Genomic DNA, 17,942 nt, shown 5'->3' on the forward strand with positions numbered 1-17,942 from the left:
GGGGGCTCCGCGGCGGCGGCCTTTCCGGCGCAGGTCGGGCCAGGGATGCTGGCAACTGCGAGCCGGGTGCGGCGGTGCGTGCTCGGGGTGCCGGTCGTCGCGTACGCGGGCCAGTCAGGCGAAGAGACCGGGTCCGGGCGCGGTGGCTGGCTCCGCGTTCGGGGACGGAGTGCGGCGGGCAGAAGTGTTCCGGTCGCCTGCTGCGGAGATCGACAGTTCGGCTGGGCGAGCAGAAAACACCGCACTGCCGCCGCCCTGCCGTCGACCAACGGCCGGTCGGCCAGCAGCGGGACACCGGGCGCGTCCGGCTCGCCGCCGAGCACGATGCCGCCGCCGTGGACGTGCTGCGCAGCGGTGGTCCCAGCTCCGCGCCGACCATCGCAACCTGCACCGGCCCGGACTGCGCCCTCTTGCCTCGGACAGCCAGTGCTCGCTGCCGGGCGAGGGCGGGTCAGGAGGCGGGTGCTTCCGGAAGCAGCAGAGTGAACGTCGGCGGGTCGGGGCGGGACAAGCGCAACCGCCCGCCCTCGGCTTCGGCCAGGCTTCTCGCCAGGCGGAGGCCGATGCCGTGGCCGCTGGGGGAGTGGTCGGAGAACGGGTCGCGTTCGCCCAGGTCCGGGCCTTCGTCGAGGACGTCCACGGCCAGGGCGCCGCCGGCGTCGCGGGCTCGGACGGTGATGGCGCCCTCGCCGTGGTTCACCGCGTTGTCCAGCAGGACGGCCAGCACTTGCCGGACCGCGGGGGCGGACGCGCGTACCGGCGGTGGGTCGACGATTTCCAGGCGCAGCTGGCGATGGTCCGGCAGCGGGACGTCGTTCAACTCCGCCAGGAGGGCTGGCAGATCGAGTTCGGCGCGAGCGGCGCGGCGTTCCCGAGACAGCGCGAGCAGATCCTCGACGGTCCTTTCCAGCCGGTCGGCGGCGGTGATTCCGGCCCGCACCGCGGCGTAGGGGTCGCGGCCGGGAGTTTCCAGGGCGGATTCCAGCTGCAGGCGCAGACCGGCCAAGGGAGTGCGGAGCTGGTGCGAGGCCTCGGCGGAGAAGGCACGCTCCCGTTCCAGCGTTTCGCCGATGCGGGTCGCGGTGACGTCCAGGGCGGCGCCGACGCGGTCGATTTCCGGGATCGCCGAGCGCCGGGACCGGGCGGAGAAGTCGCCTTCGCCGAGCCGGGTCGCGGCGCAGGCCAGGTCTTCCAGCGGGCGGGTCAGCCGGGCGGCGATCCGGCGGGCGACGAGCCAGCTCGCGAGCACCGCGCCGATCGCGCATCCGGCCATCACCAGCCAGGTGATGCCGACGTCGTGAGTCAGCGCCGACCGGGGCAGCGACGCGCGCACGATGCCGGTGAGGCGGGCACCGGTCAGCACCGGGACGGCCAGCACGTCCTCGTCGCCGACCTTCTGGTTCAGCATGTCGCTGCGGCTGGCGGCGACTCCGCGCACGACGTCGTCCGCGGTCGGCGGACCTTCTCCGGCGAGAAGATGGCCGACCGGGTCGTAGACGCCGACCTCGGCGCCGTCCTCGTTGTCCGGGACCTGGAAGGGCTGGCCGGCGGCGAGCGCGTCGGAGATCACGACGGCTGTGCTGTCGGCGGCGCGCTCCAGCGCGGACGTGGTGTGCGTGCGGAAGTACCACAGCGCCCCGACGGCGAGCGGCAACCCGAACAGGCTCGTGGCCAGGACCGCCGCGAGGACGGTGAGCGTCACGATCCGGCGGCGCACTCCGTTCAGTCCCCTTCGAGCCGGTATCCGTGCCCGCGCAGGGTGGCGATCCTCGGCACCTCGTACGGCGACTCGGCGGCCGAGGCGAGCTTGCGGCGCAGCGCGGCGATGTGCACGTCGAGCGTCTTGGTGGAACCGTGCCAGTGCGAGTCCCACACGTCGGACATCAGCGTGTCGCGGCTGACCGCCTGCCCCGGCTGGACGGCCAGCCGCGCGAGCAGGTCGAACTCCCGTGCGCGCAGTGCGACCTCCCGGCCGTTCAGCGTGACCCGCCTGCTCGCGATGTCGACCTCCAGCGCGCCGATCCGGACGACTGGCGTCGACGGCGCGGCGGGCGCGCCGCGGCGGAGGTGCGCGCGCACCCGGGCGAGCAGTTCGGCCAGCCGGATGGGCTTGGTGAGGTAGTCGTCGGCTCCGGCCTCCAGTCCGACCACGACGTCCATCTCGTCCGCTCGCGCGGTCAGGATCACCAGCACCGCGCCCGGCAGGGCCGAGCGCAGCCGCCGGCACACCTCGACGCCGTCGACGTCCGGGAGGCCCAGGTCCAGCAGCACGAGATCGGCCGCGGTCTCGCGCAGCGCGCTCCGGCCGTCCCGGCACCATTGCACTGTGTGGCCGTGTCCGCGCAGCGCGGAGTCGAGGACGCTGCCGATCGCCGCGTCGTCCTCCACCACCAGTACCTTCGCCATGAGGTAAGCCTAACCGGAGCCCTCCGGCCGCGTCCGCGCGTCCACAGTGGACCCCCAGCGGGACACGGCCGAGGTCGGGCATAGTGGCTGCATGCTCGGTCTGTACCCGGAACTCGATCCGTACGACCACGGGATGCTGCCGGTCGGCGACGGCAACACGCTGTATTGGGAGGAATGCGGCAATCCCGAGGGCAAACCGGTCGCGTTCCTGCACGGCGGGCCCGGGGGCGGCGCTTCGGCGCGGCACCGGCGGCTGTTCGACCCGGAGCGCTACCGGATCGTGCTGTTCGACCAGCGCGGCTGCGGCCGGAGCACGCCGCACTGCAGCGAGCCGGACGTCGACCTCTCGGTGAACACGACCTGGCATCTGGTGTCCGACATGGAGCAGCTGCGCGAGGACCGCGGCATCGACCGCTGGCAGCTGTTCGGCGGCTCGTGGGGCAGTGTGCTCGCGCTCGCCTACGCCGAGACGCATCCGGAACGCGTGACCGAGCTGATCCTGCGCGGCGTCGCGACGCTTCGGCTCAAAGAAGTGCAGTGGCTCTTCGGCGGCGGCGCGGCGTGCATCTTCCCGGAGGCGTGGTCGCGCTTCCTCGCGCCGGTGCCGTACGCGCGCCGCGGCGGCGACCTGCTCGAGGTGTACCACGAACTGCTGAATCATCCGGACCCGAAGGTGCACGGGCCCGCCGCGCTCGCCTGGAGCCGGTGGGAGGGCGAGACGGTCAAGTTCACCCCTCAGGAAGAGGTGGTGGCCGCGTTCGCCGAGCCGGAGTTCGCGCTCGCGATCGCGCGGATCGAGAACCACTACTTCCGCCACGGCGGCTGGCTCGCCCCGGACCAGCTGATCCGCGGCGCCGGGAAGCTGTCGGGCATCCCGTGCGTTCTGGTGCAGGGCAGGTACGACGTGGTCACTCCCGCCACCACCGCCTGGGAACTCGCGCAGGTGCTGCCGGGCGCCGAGCTGAAGATGATCGGCGACGCCGGGCACGCCTTCGACGAACCGGGCACGCTGCACGAGCTGATCAGCGCGACCGACCGGTTCGCGGCAGGGTGGGAGGGCAGGTCCGGGCTGTCGAGCGCGGAAGTCGAACGAAAGGAAATCCGCATGCTGTTCGGTGACGAGCACGTTCGCCGTTACGAGGAGACCGACGGGGAGGTCGGGCACGACTGGCAGGAGGGCGTGCCGACGCTGGTGCTCACCACGAAGGGGCGCAAGACCGGGCAGGACCGCAAGTTCGCCCTGATCTACCAGGAGGACAACGGCAACCCGGTGATCGTCGCCTCGAAGGGCGGCGCGCCGAACCACCCCGGCTGGTACCTGAACCTGCAGGAGAACCCCGAGGTCCGCGTGCAGGTACGGGCGGACAAGTTCACCGCGCGCGCCCGGACCGCGACCGGCGAGGAACGCGCCCGGCTGTGGGACAAGCTCGCCGCGGTGTGGCCCGCCTACAACGACTATCAGAAGAAGACCGACCGCGAGATCCCCGTGGTGGTGCTCGAGCGAGTGTGATCCGTGCCGCGTCCGGGGTGCGCGCGGCGCCGAACCGGAGTGTCTTCCGCTACGAATGACGCTCATGGCGCTGCGCACCCGGACCCGGGACCACTGGACCCCGCTCGAAGGGGAGCTGCTCGGCTTCCGCGGCATGCAGAGGTACGGCAGGCGCTTCGCGCGGTCCGGCCGGGGCACCTGGTACCACTTCGCGATCGAGGTCGTGTGGCAACTGCTCGCCCTGACGAGCCGGTTCCGCGTGCGCGGCGCGCGGAACATCCCGGAATCGGGCGGGGTCGTGGTGGCCTCCAACCACCTGTCGAACGCCGATCCGACGACGCTCACCGCGTTCTGCCTCGGCTCCGGCCGCGTGCCGCGGTACCTGGCGAAGGCGAGCCTGTGGAACGCGCCGGTGATCAAGTCGGTGATGCGTTCGGGCAAACACATCCCGGTCCACCGCGGCGCGCCGACCGCCGCAGGCGCGTACCGCGACGCCGTCGCCGCGGTGCGGGCGGGCGAATGCGTGGCGATCTTCCCTGAGGCCGGGCTCTCCGCTGATCCGGACGGCTGGCCCTCGAAGGGCAAGACCGGCGCGGCGCGGATCGCGCTGGAGACCGGCGTGCCGGTGATCCCGGTCGCGAACTGGGGCACGCACGAACTGCTGCCGGCCGGCGCGTGGTTCCCGCGCGTCCTGCCGCGGCGGAAGATCGAGTTCGTCGCCGGGGAGCCGGTGGACCTCGGCGATCTGCGCGGGAGGGAGCTGACCAGGGAAGTGCTGGAGGAGGCCACAGCGCGGATCATGGCCGCGGTCACGGAGCTCCTGGCCGGGATCCGGGGAGTGCGCCCGCCGGTCTGACCGGCGGATTCCGCGGTCCCGCCAGGCGAAGGCGCGGCGGCCACTGTGGACAATCCAACCGCCGCCGAGACAGCGCGACGGAGCAGACGACGTCCGGTTCTGGCGAGCTTCACCGGCAACAGTCGCCCGACGATGCGCGGCGGGAGGAGGCGGACGACCCAGGGCGGGCGGCAGCCGGGCATGCAGCGGGCGCCGTCACGCCGCCCCGCGCGGGCGCGGGAGGTAGTTTCAACGGTATGAGCGCAGACTATGACGTGGTGGTCCTCGGGGCCGGAGTCGGTGGGTACGTCGCGGCGATCCGGGCTTCGCAGCTGGGCCTGAGCGTGGCGGTCGTGGAAGAGAAGTACTGGGGCGGGGTGTGCCTCAACGTCGGCTGCATCCCTTCGAAGGCGCTGCTGCGCAACGCCGAGCTGGCGCACACGGTGAAGGAGGAGGCCAAGACCTACGGCATCTCCTCCGACGGCGAGATCCGGTTCGACTACACCGCGGCGTACGAGCGCAGCCGCAAGGTCGCGGACGGGCGCGTCAAGGGCGTGCACTTCCTGATGAAGAAGAACAAGATCACCGAGTACAACGGGCGCGGCACCTTCGTGGACGCCAACACCCTCGAGGTGAACGGCGAGCGCATCACCTTCACCTACGGCATCATCGCCACCGGCGCGACCGCTCGGCTGCTGCCGGGCACGCAGCGCAGCGAGCGCGTGGTCACCTACGAGAAGCAGATCCTCGAAAGCGAGCTGCCGGGCAGCATCGTGATCGCCGGGGCCGGCGCCATCGGCGTGGAGTTCGCGTACGTGCTGCGCAACTACGGCGTGGACGTGACGATCGTCGAGTTCCTCGACCGGATGGTGCCGCTCGAGGACGCCGAGGTGTCGGCCGAGCTGGCGAAGCGCTACCGCAAGCTGGGGATCAAGGTGCTGGTGGGCACCAAGGTCGAGGCGATCGACGACTCGGGTGCCAAGGTGGCGGTGACCGTGTCGAAGAACGGCGAGCAGCAGGTGCTCGAGGCCGACAAGGTGTTGCAGGCCATCGGGTTCCGGCCGAACGTCGAGGGCTACGGCCTGGAGAACACCGGCGTCGAGCTGACCGAGCGCGGCGCGATCGCGATCGACGGCCGCGGCCGGACGAACGTGCCGCACCTGTTCGCGATCGGCGACGTGACGGCGAAGCTGATGCTGGCGCACGCGTCGGAGTCGATGGGCATCGTGGCGGCGGAGACGATCGCCGGCGCGGAGACCATGGAACTGGACTTCGTGATGATCCCGCGCGCGACCTACTGCCAGCCGCAGATCGCGAGCTTCGGCTGGACCGAGGAACAGGCGCGCGAGAAGGGCTTCGACGTTCAGGTGGCGAAGTTCCCGTTCACGGCGAACGGCAAGGCGCACGGCCTCGGCGACGCGGCGGGCTTCGTGAAGGTGCTGAGCGACGCGAAGTACGGCGAACTGCTCGGCGCGCACCTCATCGGCCCGGACGTCACGGAGCTGCTGCCGGAGCTGACGCTGGCGCAGCAGTGGGACCTGACGGTGCACGAGGTTTCGCGCAACGTGCACGCGCACCCGACACTGGGCGAGGCGGTCAAGGAAGCGGTGCACGGACTGGCCGGCCATATGATCAACTTCTGATTCTTCGACGGTCGCCCTGGCCCGTGGTGGTTTCGCGGGCCAGGGCGCGGTCGTTTTCGGGCTCTGTTAACGAAAACACCAGTTCCGGCCGGGACCACGAGATCTTCGGCGGTCTTGGCGGGACAGTCCCGACCTGCCGGGCACCCATGCGTTCGTAGAATTTCACCGCAGGTGGATGCGACACCACGCGCACCTCGGACAGTCCGTTTTCCCTTGCCACAGTGAGAATTCCCTGCACCAGCCGAGCGCCTAGCCCGGTACCTTGCGCTTCGTCGGCGACGAACAGCAGGTCCAGCTCGGCATCGGTGAGCGCGGCGAACCCGGCTGGTCCGGCTGGACCGCGGGCGACCAGAACCTGGTGCTGGCGAAGGTAATCCGGCGTGACGGCGTATCCCTCCAGGATCGAGGCGTACTGGCCTTGATAGGCCGATGACGCGTGCATGAGGTCGGTGAGCGCGGCGGCGTCGGCAGCGGTCGCGCGGTCGATCTTGAACATGGCAGCCACGGTAACCGGCGCCACCGACAAAAACTGATCATGCGGCTCGGCGGGCGGGCAACGCCGCGGCGCTGAGCAGACAGAGCACGGCACCGATCCCCAGAGAGAAGCGCACGCTGAGCACTCCGGCGGCGATCCCGCCGAGGGTGACGAAAATCGGTTTCGCGGTACGGGTTCCGGTCGACCAAGCGGTGAGCGTCCGGGTCAGGACGGTGTCGTCGATCAGCGAGAGCCGATACGCCGAGTAGGTCGGGTTGAAGATGCCCGCCACCAGCAACAGCCCGAAGTTCGCGGCGATCAGCAAGGCGACTCCGCCGGCTCCGGGAATAGCGAACGGCAGCGCGAGAAGCCATGGAGCGCGCGCGAAACTGGTCCAGAGCAACACTTTCTGCGCGTCGTAGCGAGAGCTGAGCGTTGGCGCGAGACGAGCGCCGAGAAGTCCGCCGAGGCAGGGAACGCCGAGCACGAGGCCGTATTCCCAAGGCGCGAAGCCGAGATCGCGCAGCATCAGCACGGTTTGCAGCGGCGTGACCCAAAGAACCGCGCCGCTGAACAGCACCGAGTTGAAGAACAGCGGCCGTAGTTCAGGACTGCGCAGCAGGTAACGCCAGCCATCGGTGAATCCGCGCCGCGAAGGCCCTTTGGCCACAACAGGCGGCGGCTCCGGCGTGCGCAAGCGGCGGATTCCGAGCGCGGACAGCAAGAACGAAAAAGCGTCGATGAGCATCGTTGCGGTCGCGCCCAGCCCGCTGATCAAGACGCCGCCCAGCGGTGGTCCGGCTGACCAGCAGATCCAGTCCGTGCTTTCGAAACGGCTCAAGGCGACAGCCCGTTCGTGAGGCCCGACAAGGGCTTTCAGGTGCGCACCGCTGGCCGCGGAGAAGACAACGGCCGCGGTGGCGACGACGATGTCGACGGCGTAAAGCTGCGGCATGGTCAGCACATGCAGCGCGGCCGCCAACGGCACGCTCGCCAGCGCGGCGCAGCGGACCAGGTCTCCGGCGATCATCGCGGGACGCTTCCGGGCGAACTCGACGCGGGGTCCGAGCGGGAAGGCGAGGACCGCGCTGGCGGCAGCCGAGATGGCGGTGATCAGCGAAACCTGCCATGCGGGAGCGTCGAGCACGAGCACCGCGACAAGCCCGAGCGCGCCCGCGCCGACCGTGCTGCCCGCTGTGCTGATCGCGTACGCGCACCAGAGCCGCGCGAAGTCCCTCCCCAGGTTCGCCACGAGAGCAGAGTGCCAGCTCCGCTTCGGGCCGGGAAGCGCCCGGTGAAGTCTCACCAGGTGGGCTTTCCGGGCAAATACCACTTTGGTCGGTGGTCTTCCTCCCGGTCGCTCTTTAGATTCACCTGACCACAGTGGGTGGCCGGGGCGAGGACAGGAGTTGGCATGAGACGAACGAGACGGGTGGCCGCGTATTCGGTGCCCCTCGCGGTAGGGGTGGTGCTCGCTGGGAGCGGGGTCGCCGTCGCGCAGCCGTCGGCCGCGGACGTGGCGAACGCGCGCACGGGGGCGGGGATCAGCGCGCTGCAGGGGATCAAGAAGACTCTCACCCCGGCCGAGCAGAAGCAGTCCAGCCAGCTCGTCGTGGAGAAGCGCTTGCGCGCTGACCGCGGTCTCGCCGCTCTGCTGCCGAATTACCGCACTGGCCTGCCGGTCACCCAGGCTGGCACGGTGTCAGTGGACATCGCGGGCACGGCGGGCGAGGCGATCGCGAAGGCCGTGCGCGCCGCGGGCGGCACCGTTCAGTCCACCTCGCCCAATGGCTCGGTTCGCGCCCAGCTGCCGCTCAACGCGGTGGACCGGATCGCAGCGCGCAGCGACGTCCGGCAGGTCCAGCCCGCCACACAGGCGATGACCTGGAACGAGCCGGACGCGCAGCGCCGGCAACTGGCCAAGAAGGCCGTCGCCGCCGTGCAGGTGTCCGAAGGGGACAAGACCCACGGCGCCGACACCGCCCGCACGCAATACGGCGTGAACGGCGCCGGCGTGAAGGTCTGTGTGCTTTCAGACGGCGTCAACTCGCTGAAAAAGTCGCAGGACGCAGGCGAACTGCCCGCGGTCGACGTGCTGCCCGGACAGGCAGGCAGCGGCGACGAGGGCACCGCGATGCTGGAGATCGTCCACGACCTCGCCCCAGGTGCGACGCTCGGCTTCGCGACCGCGTTCACCAGCGAGTCGAGCTTCGCGGACAACATCCGCGCGCTGCGCACCACCGGCAAGTGCACGGTGATCGTCGACGACGTCGCGTACTTCGACGAGTCGCCGTTCCAGGACACCCAGGTCGCGCAGGCGGTCAACGACGTGACCGCGGCCGGCGCGCTCTACTTCTCCTCGGCGGGCAACTCCGGCAACCTCACCGACGGCACCAGCGGCTACTACGAGGGCGACTTCCGTTCGTCCGGCGCCACGCTGCCGGGCGTCACCGGAACCCCGCACGACTTCGACTCGGGCAGCGGCGTGCAGACGACCGACCCGCTGTCGCCGGGTTCGCTCGGCAGGCCGGTGACGCTGTTCTGGTCGGACCCGTGGGGACACTCGACCAACGACTACGACCTGTTCCTGCTCGACGCTTCCGGCAGCGTCGTCGCCTCCAGCGACAACCCGCAGAACGGTTCGCAGAACCCGTACGAGAGCCTGACCGTGCCGTCCTCCGGCTCCGGCTACCGCCTCGCGGTGGTCAAGTACAGCGGCGCGGACCGGTTCTTCGCGCTCAACGTGGTCCGCGGCCGGTTCGTCGACTCCGGTTCGCTCAAGGGCTTCAGCACCGCAGGCGTGACTGCGGGCCACTCGGCGGCCGCTGCGGCGTTCTCGGTGGCCGCGGCCCCGGCAGCGGCCGCGTTCGGCCGTCCGCTGGAGAACGGCGACCCGGCGAACCCGGCCGGCCCGTACCCCGGCCTGTTCACCTCGGCCAGCAAGTGGGAGCGCTTCACGTCCGACGGCCAGCGGCACGTCTTCTACAACGCCGACGGCACTGAGCTGACCCCGGGCAACGTGTCCTCGACCGGCGGCGCGACCCGCGCGAAGCCGGACATCACCGCGGCCGACGGCGTGGCCACCTCGGTCACCGGCTTCCAGCCGTTCTTCGGAACCTCGGCGGCGGCCCCGCACGCGGCGGCGATCGCGGCGCTGCTGCTGTCCGGCAAAACGTCCGCGACCCCGGCGGACGTCCGCACCGCGCTGGTGTCGAGCGCGATCGACCTCGGCGCACCCGGGTTCGACGCGGTGACCGGGAACGGCGTGATCATGGCCGGTCCGGCGCTGGCCGCGCTGGGCGTGCCGAAGAAGTAGCGGCAGGGGCGGGTTCCTCGAAGGGGAACCCGCGCTTTTCACCGTCCGGTGACCAGCAAGTGGAACGCGCGAGGCCCGTCGCCGAGCCGGTCGTGGCGGCGGAGCGCCAGACCCGCGTCCTCGAGCGCTTTCTCGATCTCTTCCGGCGGCCGCAGCCGGAAGCCGTGGCTGGTGAACGGCATGTTCCGCATCATCGCGGGATCGCCGATGCCGACGACGAACCGCCCGCCGTCCGCGAGGACCCGCGCGACCTCGGCGAACGCGGGCACCAGTTCGGGAATGAAGTAGACCGTGTTGACGGTCAGCGCCGCGTCGATCGATCCGTCGCCCAGCGGAAGCTCGGCCATTCCGGCTTGGTGCAGCACCAACCGTCCGGCGGCGAGGTTTTTCGGGAACGTCCGCCGCGCTCGGGCCAGCGCCGTCTCGGAGATTTCCGCGCCGTGCACCGTGCCGCCCTCGGTGGCCCGCAGCAGCAGGTCGAGGCCCAGCCCGCCGCCGAAACCGACGTCCAGAGCGGTTTCGCCGTGCCGGATCTCCAGCGCCTCGACCGCTCCGGTGACCGGTCCGCGGTTGACGTTGTTGAGCAGCCGGACGACAGCCTGCCCGGCCCGGCCCCGCGGATGGCCCAGCTGTTTGGCGAACCCGGCGAGCAGCGTGTCACGTGGTCCCATGAACCCAGTGTGCCGCGATATGGCAACGTGCGCGCGAGCGGATTTTTTGAGGAGGCGACGTGTCGGAGAAGACTGCTGTGGTCACCGGGGCGGGTTCCGGGCTGGGCCGCCGGATCGCCGGGGCGCTGCTCGGCGCCGGGTACCGGGTCGCGCTCGCCGGACGGCGCGAGGACGCGTTGCGCGAGACGGCCGGTTCGGACACGAACGCGCTGGTCGTGCCGGCGGACGTCGCCGATCCGGCTTCGGTGGAGGCGCTTTTCTCGACGGTGCGCAGCGAGTGGGGCCGGCTGGACCTGCTGGTGAACAACGCCGGAGTGTCGCTCGGCGGCACCGTCGCGGATCTGTCCGTCGAGGACTGGCGGCGCACCGTCGACACGAACCTCACCGGCATGTTCCTCTGCGCGCAGCAGGCCGTGCGGCTGATGCGCGACCAGGAGCCGCAGGGCGGCCGGATCATCAACAACGGCTCGATCTCCGCGCACGCGCCCCGTCCGGCGAGTGTCGCCTACACCGCGACCAAGCACGCCGTCACCGGGCTCACCCGGTCGATTTCGCTCGACGGCCGCGCCTGGAATGTCGCGTGCGGGCAGATCGACATCGGCAACGCGGCCACCGAGATGACCGAGCGGATGGCCGCGGGCATCCCGCAGGCCGACGGACGGCTCATGGCCGAGCCGACCTTCGACGCGGCCCACGTCGCCGACGCGGTGCTCTACATGGCGGGCCTGCCGCTGGACGCCAACGTCCAGTTCCTCACCATCACCGCCACCACGATGCCGTTCATCGGCCGGGGATGACGTGGTCGCGGCGGAATTCGTCGAACAGCCGGTAGAACATCCGCTCAGTGTCCACATAGGAGTGAAAACCCGCGCGGCGTGACTTCGACGTGTCCGCGAACATGTCGTAGTCCCAGGAGAACACGAAGTCCCCGAAGGCCCACGAGGAGACGTCGGCGTACGAAGCGGTGAGGCCGTGCTTCGCCGCCATCTCGGTCCACAGTGGTTCCTTGTCGGCCATAACGGTGGCCAGCGGCAGCTGCAACGGTGGCGCGACCTCGAGGTCGAAGTACGCGGCCAGCTTCGGCCACAGTTCGCGCCAGCGGAAGAGGTCGCCGTTGGCGATGTTGAACGCTTCGTTGCGGCTCGACGTCGCCGCCCACACCGTGCCCTCGGCGAGCAACTGCGCGTCCGTCATCTCCAGCAGACTGTCGTATGCGCCGGGCTTGCCGGGGAAGCGCAGCGGCAGGCCGAGTTCCTTCGAGATCGAGGCGTAGACCGCGATCACGAGCGCGAGATTCATCGGGTTGCCGAGCGTCGTCCCGCCGACCACGGACGGCCGGATCGCCGACCACGACCAGCCGCCGGCCGCGGCCCGGCGTTCCAGGAACTTCTGCTGGTCCACGTTGAACTCCGGCGGCATGTGCTGTCCGGCGTCGGCTTCGCGCGCGGGAGTCTTGAACGGGCCGAGGTGCGCGCCGTAGACCTTGTAGCCCTGCATCAGGCTGACGTGCTCCAGCGGGCCCTCGTCGAGGCCGTTCACCAGGTTCTCCAGCATCGCCATGTTGGGCGGCACGAGTTCCGCCCACGTCGGCCGGTCCTGGTAAGCCGCGTAGAACAGGTGCGTCGCGCCGACGCCGGACAGCGCCGCCCGGGTGCCCGCCGGGTCGAGCAGATCGACGGCGAGGCTGCCCGGCCCGCCGCGACGGGAGAGCCCGAGCACCTCCCAGCCGTCGAGAGTGCGCAGGTGAGAGATGAGTTTGCGGCCGATGATCCCGTTGGCCCCGGCCACGAGGGCCACGCGTGTGCTGCTCATGTCTCCGATCCTGACCTCGCGCGTCCGATGAGTCCAAGGCTTACTTCTCACGTGTTCGATAAGCTTGGTTTATGACAAGCCTGCGTCAGCTCGAGTACCTGGTCACGGTGGTGGACACCGGTTCGTTCACCCGGGCCGCCGAGCAGCTGCACGTGACGCAGCCCGCGCTTTCGCACCAGATGCGCGCGCTGGAGCACAGTGTCGGCGGGCCGCTGCTGGAACGGCTGCCGCGTTCGGTCCGGCTCACGCCGATGGGTCGCGCGATGCTGCCGCACGCCCGCGCCGCGCTCGCCGACGCCGAACGCGCTCGGTGCGCGGCCCGGCAGGCGTCCGGTCAGGTCGCCGGAGAACTGCTGGTCGCCACGGTCTACTCGGTGAGCCTCGGGGTGCTGCCGCCCGCGCTGCGCGTGTGGCGGCGCGAACGGCCGGACGTTGATGTGCGGCTTTTCGAGTACCGCCACGCCGACGAACTGCGCGACGCGATGCTGGCCGGAGAAGCGGACCTCGCGATCGGTCCGCGTCCGGCCGGGTGGACTGGCCCGGTGCGGACCCTCGGCACGGAAGAATTCGTCGTCGTGCTCCCGGCTGACGGAGCTACGGAGTCCACTTCGGACGGCACCGTCGACCTCGCCGAGCTCGCGGACTGCGCGTGGGTGCACTACGCGCCTGGCCACGGCTTAGCGGAACTTCTCGACGCTGCTTGCGCGGAAGCGGGATTCCGGCCGCGTCCTGCGGTGCGCACCGAACAGACCGCCGCCGCACCGTTGCTCGCGGCGGCCGGATTGGGGCCCGCGCTGGTCCCGGCGAACGTCCTGCCCGCGGAGTTCAGCGGCCGGGTTTTGCGCCCTGGCAAGCCGATCCGGCGCGAGCTGGTCGCATACGGCCGCAGCGAACCGGACCCGTTGACAGCGGCGTTCGGCGAGGTACTGGCGCAGCACGCGCGGGTTTAGGCACGCAGGCGCGTCAGGTCGATCCCAGCGAACGGCGTCGCGACGGCGTCGTGGACCCTGGCGGACCAGACGGCGTGGCCGTGTCCAGTCCACAGTGGAATCGCCGGGAGGTCGCGCAGGGCTTCGTTCTCGGCGATCCGGAATAGCTGCGCGGCTTCTTCCGGTGACGCAGTGGTTTCGGCGGAGTTGAGGTCGGCGGCGAACCCGGCATCGGTGTAACTCGCGGCGTCGGCGAGTGTGTGGAGCAGGTCGGCCGGGCTCGGCGAGAAGGCCTTGACTTCCACAGCGGCCGGCCCAGTTGGCTTGCCCCCGGTCGCTTTTCGCTGGGCGGTGACCGGTATTCCCAGGGTTTTCGACAAGCCGTCGGCCAATGCCTGCGGCCAGGTGCTGTCGAAACTGTCGTAGTACACCGTGGCGTCGCCGGTGAATCCCGCTTGGCTCACCAGGGATTTGGCGGCCGGGCCGTCGAAAGTGCACGGACGGCAGTTGCCGGACCGTTCGCCCGGCGCGACCGCCGGCGGCAGCAATCCCTTGGCGGCGTCCGCCTGGTGCGCGAGCGGGCCGGACTCCAGCGCGGCGCGGTCGGTGCCGAGCGCGAAGGCGTGCCGCACCGTCGGGTCGGCGAAGCGCGTTGCCTCGGCGGAAAACACCAGATAGCCAGCGCGGGGGAGAGCCCACATCGCGTGCCGGTCGGCGAAATCGGCGTGCATCGCCTCGTGCCGTTCGCCCGGTACGGATGTGGCGACGTCGAGTTTTCCTTCTTTGACATCGTCGTATTGCTCCGCCGGATTGCCGACGCGCAGATCGATTTCCTTGGCCCGTCCCGGATCGGCCGTGACCCGGACGAGTTTTCCGCCGGAACCGGACTGCCAGTCGCCCTCCAGGCGGAGCGGGCCGTTGCCGATCGGATGGTGGGCAAAACCGTTCCAGTCGCGGGATTTCAGCACCGACGCGGGCAGCGGCACTAGCCCGGGCGCGGAGAGCCAGGCCGGCACCTGGTTCGACGGCCGGTCGAGAACGATCCGCAGCTGTTTCGTGTTTACTGCGGTGATTTCCTTGGCTCGTAACGACTTCGTGAGTATCGGTGTGCTCGCCCAGTGATGGCCCGCGATCGCCTTCCAGGTGTCCGCATAGGACTGCGCGGTGACCGGCGTGCCGTCGTGGAACTGGCCGGGCCGCAGCCGGACGGTCCAGGTCACCTGGTCCGGGCTGCTGATCGATTCGGCCGCGCGCGGGGTGAGTTTCCCGCTGGCCGGATCGTAATCGGCGAGCGGCGTCCAGAGCGCGCCGGTGACGAGCCGTCCGGACGGATCGGTGACGTCCGCGGGCAGCAGCGTGCCGGGTTCGCCGAGGCCGACCGACAGGACGCCGGGCTGAGCGGGTTCGGCCGACGGCGAACAGCCGGAGAGACCGGCCGCGACGACGGCGGCGGCGAGCGTGAGCGAGACGAGCGGACGCGATCGCATGCTGTCTTATTACCAGGCGGAAAGCGACGAAAGGCGGTTGTGTCCGGTTAGGGACCGGCTTACAGTGCTTCCGTCACACTGGGGTCTCGGGGAGGTTTCGCGTGCGCCGTTGGTGGATTCGTTCCGGGCTGGCGATGGCGACCGCGGCAGCGACTCTCGTCGCCACCGGCTTGCCCGCCGCGGCCTGCGAGGACGACAAGCCGGTCACCGAGGCGAAGCACAGCCTGGGCGATCCGGGCGCGATCAAGGGCGTGCAGCCGGTCGGCAACGTGCCCGACGCGCAAGGAGCCATTTCGGCGAATTTCCTCAGCTACGGCAAACGCGACGTGATGGTCGTGTCCGGCCAGTTCGGCCTGAAGGTGTACGACCTCACGCAAGATCCGGCGAAGCCGCGTGCGATCGGCGAACTGAGCCTGCCCGGGCTGTGGGAGACCGAGGACACCGAGGTCGACGCGAAGCGCAAGCTGGTGTTCCTGTCCCGCGATCCGCGCGCGTTCAAGGGCAACACGCACACCGGCGAGTCCGGGATTTACGTGGTCGACGTGGCGCATCCGGAGAAACCGGAGATCCTCAGCTACGTCAAGGTCCCGGCGGGGCACACCACCAGCTGCGTCGACGACTGCCGCTACCTCTGGACCGGCGGCCCGGCGAAGGCCGACAACCAGCCCGCGGACTGGGGCGGCCGGCCGATCTGGGTCACCGACGTGCGCGACCCGCGCGCGCCGAAGGTGCATCCGGACCCGATCGAACTCGCCCGCAACGACGGCAAAACCGACTACGTGCACGACGTGCAGGTGGACAAGAGGGGCGTCGCCTGGGTGTCGGGCGCGGGCGGTGTGCGCGGCTACTGGACGTCCGGGTTCCATCGCGACCCGGTGCAGAACCGCTACCGCTTGGCGACCGCGCTCAAGCCGGTGCCGTACGCGGGCGGCGGGGTGTCGGAAACCGCCGCGCCGTCGAAGTTCCTGCACAACAGCTTCCACCCGGTCGGCTCAGGCGATGACGGCGCCTGGCGCGGCCACGACCTCGTGTACGCCACCGAGGAAAGCTTCCTCCCCGGCTGCGCGGGCGACGGCGTGCTGACCATTTCCGCGTTGGACGGCTCGTACAACGGCGAAGGCTGGCGCTCCACGCCGGAAAAGCCGTTCCGGATGCGCAGCATCGGCACCTGGGGCGTCGCCGGACAGGAAGGCAGCGACCCGGCCTCGGACGACTGCTCGGCGCACTACTTCGACGTGCGTGGGCACGTGCTGGTGCAGTCGTTCTACTCGCAGGGCACGCGGTTCCTGGACGTGAGCGACCCGTCGAACCCGACGCAGATCGCGTACTACCGCCCGGCGGACACGGCTTCGTGGGCTCCGTACTGGCACGACGGGTACGTGTATGTGGCGGACAACAAGCGGGGGATCGACATTCTGAAGCTCACTGCTTAGCGGTCGGCCAGTTCGCGGACGAGCTGTCGCGCGGAGAAGGAGACCGTGGTCTCGGCGAATTCGTTGTCCGCCTCATCCTCTTCCGGTACGCCGAAGTCTCGCCAGGTGACGAGGTCACCTCGCCTCAAAACCTTCGAGGCGACGGCACCGCACTCGATGTCCTCGCATTCGGGGCAAACGTAAAGCAGCACCCGTCCGTCCGGCGCGTCGCCCGGAGCCTCGCCGAGCACGCGCGCCAAACGCGGCGGATCGCGCGGACGGTCGGTGACCAGCACCGAGATCAGGTCGAGCCCGGTGTCGACCAAGCTGCGCAGGCTGACGCCGTCGACCTCGAAGTCGAGATACCTGCGTTCACGCTGATACTTGCTGCGCTCGCGGATCGTCGGGACCAGGCGAATGCGGTTCACGCCCGCAGATCCTGCCTCTCCGAGACCGCGCCGCCAACCGGATATCGGACCGCCAGCCCGTCCAGCAGTGCCTGCAACCCGATCTCGAACAGGTGGTCCAGATCCAGGTCGTAGCCCTCAGCCAGATCCTCGATCATCCGCGCCAGCACCGGATACCGCCCGGACCCGGTCAACGCCGAGTACCCCCGGGCCTGCGTCTCCATCCACTGGTCCTCGGTGATCCCGGTCGCGCCCATTGCGTGCCGCTCCCGCTCCAGATGGATCGCGGTGCCTTGAATGTGGTTGTAGAACAACACATTCAGATCACACAGATCAGCCGCGTTGAGCCCGAAGACCGACAACGCGGCCAGCGCGCGTTCGTTGTGCGCCGCCAGATTCGGCAGCGGCCAAGGCCGGGTGAGCGGCACGAGATGCGCCAGCCACGGATGCCGCCGGTGCACTGACCACAGTGTGCGCGCTGACAGCTCCAACTGCGCCCGCCAGCCTTCCGGTTTCCGCGCCGGATAGCCGGTTTCGCCGTAGACCATGTCCGCCATCAGGAAGACCAGCTCGTCCTTTCCGGACAGATAGCGGTACGGCGCCATCGCCGGAACGCCCAGACGCGCGGCGAGTCCGCGCATCGACAGCGCCGCCACACCTTCCGCGTCAGCGATCGCGATTGCCGTGCGCACCAACCGATCCCGCGTCAACGCCGGACGCTTCGACTCTGCCTGGGTGTGCTGACCAGCGACGACATGGCCGGACCGCGGTTCGGCGCGGACCAAGCCTTCACGACGCAACACGTCGAGCGCCTTGGCCGCAGTGGCCGTCGCGACACCGTGCGCCGAAGCCAGCTGACGGGTCGACGGCACCTTCGCCCCGGGCGGCAGCTCTCCCTGCGAGATCGCTTCGCGCAACGCGGCGGCGATGCGGAGGTACGGCGGTTCGGTCAGCATCGGCGTCCTGTCTGTACTAGGTCAGCGGGTCATCTGTACTAGCTCAGTTTTGGCGGCAGATCCGAGGTCAGGGCAGGTTCATCAAGGTAATGATGCACCGTATC

General features: G+C 70.0%; 16 protein-coding genes and 2 pseudogenes. 8 read left to right on the plus strand and 10 right to left on the minus strand.

Annotation, left to right across the window (positions count from 1 at the left end; translation table 11 throughout):
• Positions 1-236 precede the first annotated feature (236 nt).
• From ATK30_RS47625 to ATK30_RS01765, 3 genes and pseudogenes are all read right to left on the minus strand, one after another.
• Positions 237-429, minus strand: a pseudogene (locus ATK30_RS47625) (hypothetical protein); the annotation flags it as partial.
• A 22-nt stretch (positions 430-451) separates the two neighbouring features.
• Positions 452-1,717, minus strand: a complete 1,266-nt coding sequence (locus tag ATK30_RS01760) for a HAMP domain-containing sensor histidine kinase (protein ID WP_101433989.1) — start codon at positions 1,715-1,717, stop codon at positions 452-454.
• Between the two features lie 5 nt (positions 1,718-1,722).
• The gene (locus tag ATK30_RS01765) at positions 1,723-2,406 is read right to left on the minus strand and encodes a response regulator transcription factor (RefSeq protein WP_101433990.1); all 684 of its coding nucleotides are present in this window, start codon (positions 2,404-2,406) and stop codon (positions 1,723-1,725) included.
• A 91-nt stretch (positions 2,407-2,497) separates the two neighbouring features.
• Between ATK30_RS01765 and pip the strand changes: the two are divergent.
• The 4 genes and pseudogenes from pip to lpdA all read left to right on the plus strand — a co-directional run.
• A pseudogene (pip, locus tag ATK30_RS01770) lies at positions 2,498-3,436 on the plus strand (prolyl aminopeptidase); the annotation flags it as partial.
• Positions 3,437-3,511: 75 nt separating this feature from the next.
• Entirely contained in the window at positions 3,512-3,916 is a 405-nt protein-coding gene (locus tag ATK30_RS47630) for a nitroreductase family deazaflavin-dependent oxidoreductase (protein ID WP_460431641.1), read from the plus strand.
• A gap of 55 nt (positions 3,917-3,971) precedes the next feature.
• A complete protein-coding gene (locus tag ATK30_RS01775; RefSeq protein ID WP_167441802.1) occupies positions 3,972-4,751 on the plus strand; it encodes a lysophospholipid acyltransferase family protein in 780 nt (259 codons plus the stop codon).
• Positions 4,752-4,987: 236 nt separating this feature from the next.
• Positions 4,988-6,373 (plus strand): dihydrolipoyl dehydrogenase, encoded by a 1,386-nt coding sequence (gene lpdA / locus ATK30_RS01780; RefSeq protein WP_101433992.1) that lies wholly within the window; start codon positions 4,988-4,990, stop codon positions 6,371-6,373.
• Here lpdA and ATK30_RS01785 read toward each other — a convergent pair.
• Together ATK30_RS01785 and ATK30_RS01790 are read right to left on the minus strand one after the other, a co-directional pair.
• Positions 6,363-6,869 carry a GNAT family N-acetyltransferase gene (locus ATK30_RS01785; RefSeq protein WP_101433993.1) on the minus strand — a complete coding sequence of 169 codons (507 nt, stop codon included), beginning with the start codon at positions 6,867-6,869 and terminating at the stop codon, positions 6,363-6,365. The genes lpdA and ATK30_RS01785 overlap by 11 nt on opposite strands.
• A gap of 37 nt (positions 6,870-6,906) precedes the next feature.
• Complete coding sequence (locus ATK30_RS01790) at positions 6,907-8,100, minus strand: MFS transporter (RefSeq protein ID WP_244194472.1); 1,194 nt, start codon at positions 8,098-8,100, stop codon at positions 6,907-6,909.
• A gap of 162 nt (positions 8,101-8,262) precedes the next feature.
• Here ATK30_RS01790 and ATK30_RS01795 point away from each other — a divergent pair, with 162 nt between their 5' ends.
• The gene (locus tag ATK30_RS01795; RefSeq protein ID WP_101433995.1) at positions 8,263-10,164 is read left to right on the plus strand and encodes a S8 family serine peptidase; all 1,902 of its coding nucleotides are present in this window, start codon (positions 8,263-8,265) and stop codon (positions 10,162-10,164) included.
• Between the two features lie 38 nt (positions 10,165-10,202).
• On the opposite strand, the gene ATK30_RS01800 is transcribed toward ATK30_RS01795, so the two are convergent.
• On the minus strand, positions 10,203-10,835 hold the full coding sequence (locus ATK30_RS01800) for a class I SAM-dependent methyltransferase (RefSeq protein ID WP_101433996.1): 633 nt from the start codon (positions 10,833-10,835) through the stop codon (positions 10,203-10,205).
• Between the two features lie 59 nt (positions 10,836-10,894).
• On the opposite strand from ATK30_RS01800, the gene ATK30_RS01805 reads away from it, so the two are divergent.
• Entirely contained in the window at positions 10,895-11,632 is a 738-nt protein-coding gene (locus ATK30_RS01805; RefSeq protein ID WP_101433997.1) for an SDR family oxidoreductase, read from the plus strand.
• On the opposite strand, the gene ATK30_RS01810 is transcribed toward ATK30_RS01805, so the two are convergent.
• Entirely contained in the window at positions 11,616-12,647 is a 1,032-nt protein-coding gene (locus ATK30_RS01810; protein WP_101433998.1) for an SDR family oxidoreductase, read from the minus strand. The two genes, ATK30_RS01805 and ATK30_RS01810, sit on opposite strands and share 17 nt — an antisense overlap.
• A gap of 71 nt (positions 12,648-12,718) precedes the next feature.
• Between ATK30_RS01810 and ATK30_RS01815 the strand changes: the two genes are divergently transcribed.
• A complete protein-coding gene (locus ATK30_RS01815) occupies positions 12,719-13,597 on the plus strand; it encodes a LysR family transcriptional regulator (RefSeq protein WP_101433999.1) in 879 nt (292 codons plus the stop codon).
• Here the strand turns inward: ATK30_RS01815 and ATK30_RS01820 are convergent.
• Entirely contained in the window at positions 13,594-15,063 is a 1,470-nt protein-coding gene (locus ATK30_RS01820) for an ABC transporter substrate-binding protein (RefSeq protein ID WP_101434000.1), read from the minus strand. The two genes, ATK30_RS01815 and ATK30_RS01820, sit on opposite strands and share 4 nt — an antisense overlap.
• A gap of 134 nt (positions 15,064-15,197) precedes the next feature.
• Here ATK30_RS01820 and ATK30_RS01825 point away from each other — a divergent pair, with 134 nt between their 5' ends.
• Positions 15,198-16,496 carry an LVIVD repeat-containing protein gene (locus tag ATK30_RS01825; protein ID WP_101434001.1) on the plus strand — a complete coding sequence of 433 codons (1,299 nt, stop codon included), beginning with the start codon at positions 15,198-15,200 and terminating at the stop codon, positions 16,494-16,496.
• On the opposite strand, the gene ATK30_RS01830 is transcribed toward ATK30_RS01825, so the two are convergent.
• Together ATK30_RS01830 and ATK30_RS01835 are read right to left on the minus strand one after the other, a co-directional pair.
• Positions 16,493-16,903 (minus strand): hypothetical protein, encoded by a 411-nt coding sequence (locus ATK30_RS01830; protein ID WP_101434002.1) that lies wholly within the window; start codon positions 16,901-16,903, stop codon positions 16,493-16,495. The genes ATK30_RS01825 and ATK30_RS01830 overlap by 4 nt on opposite strands.
• Positions 16,900-17,838 (minus strand): TetR/AcrR family transcriptional regulator C-terminal domain-containing protein, encoded by a 939-nt coding sequence (locus ATK30_RS01835; RefSeq protein ID WP_101434003.1) that lies wholly within the window; start codon positions 17,836-17,838, stop codon positions 16,900-16,902. Before ATK30_RS01835 ends, ATK30_RS01830 begins: the two co-directional genes overlap by 4 nt.
• Positions 17,839-17,942: the final 104 nt, after the last annotated feature.

The sequence above is a fragment of the Amycolatopsis echigonensis genome (genome assembly GCF_002846615.1).
GTDB classification, from domain to species: Bacteria; Actinomycetota; Actinomycetes; order Mycobacteriales; family Pseudonocardiaceae; genus Amycolatopsis; species Amycolatopsis echigonensis.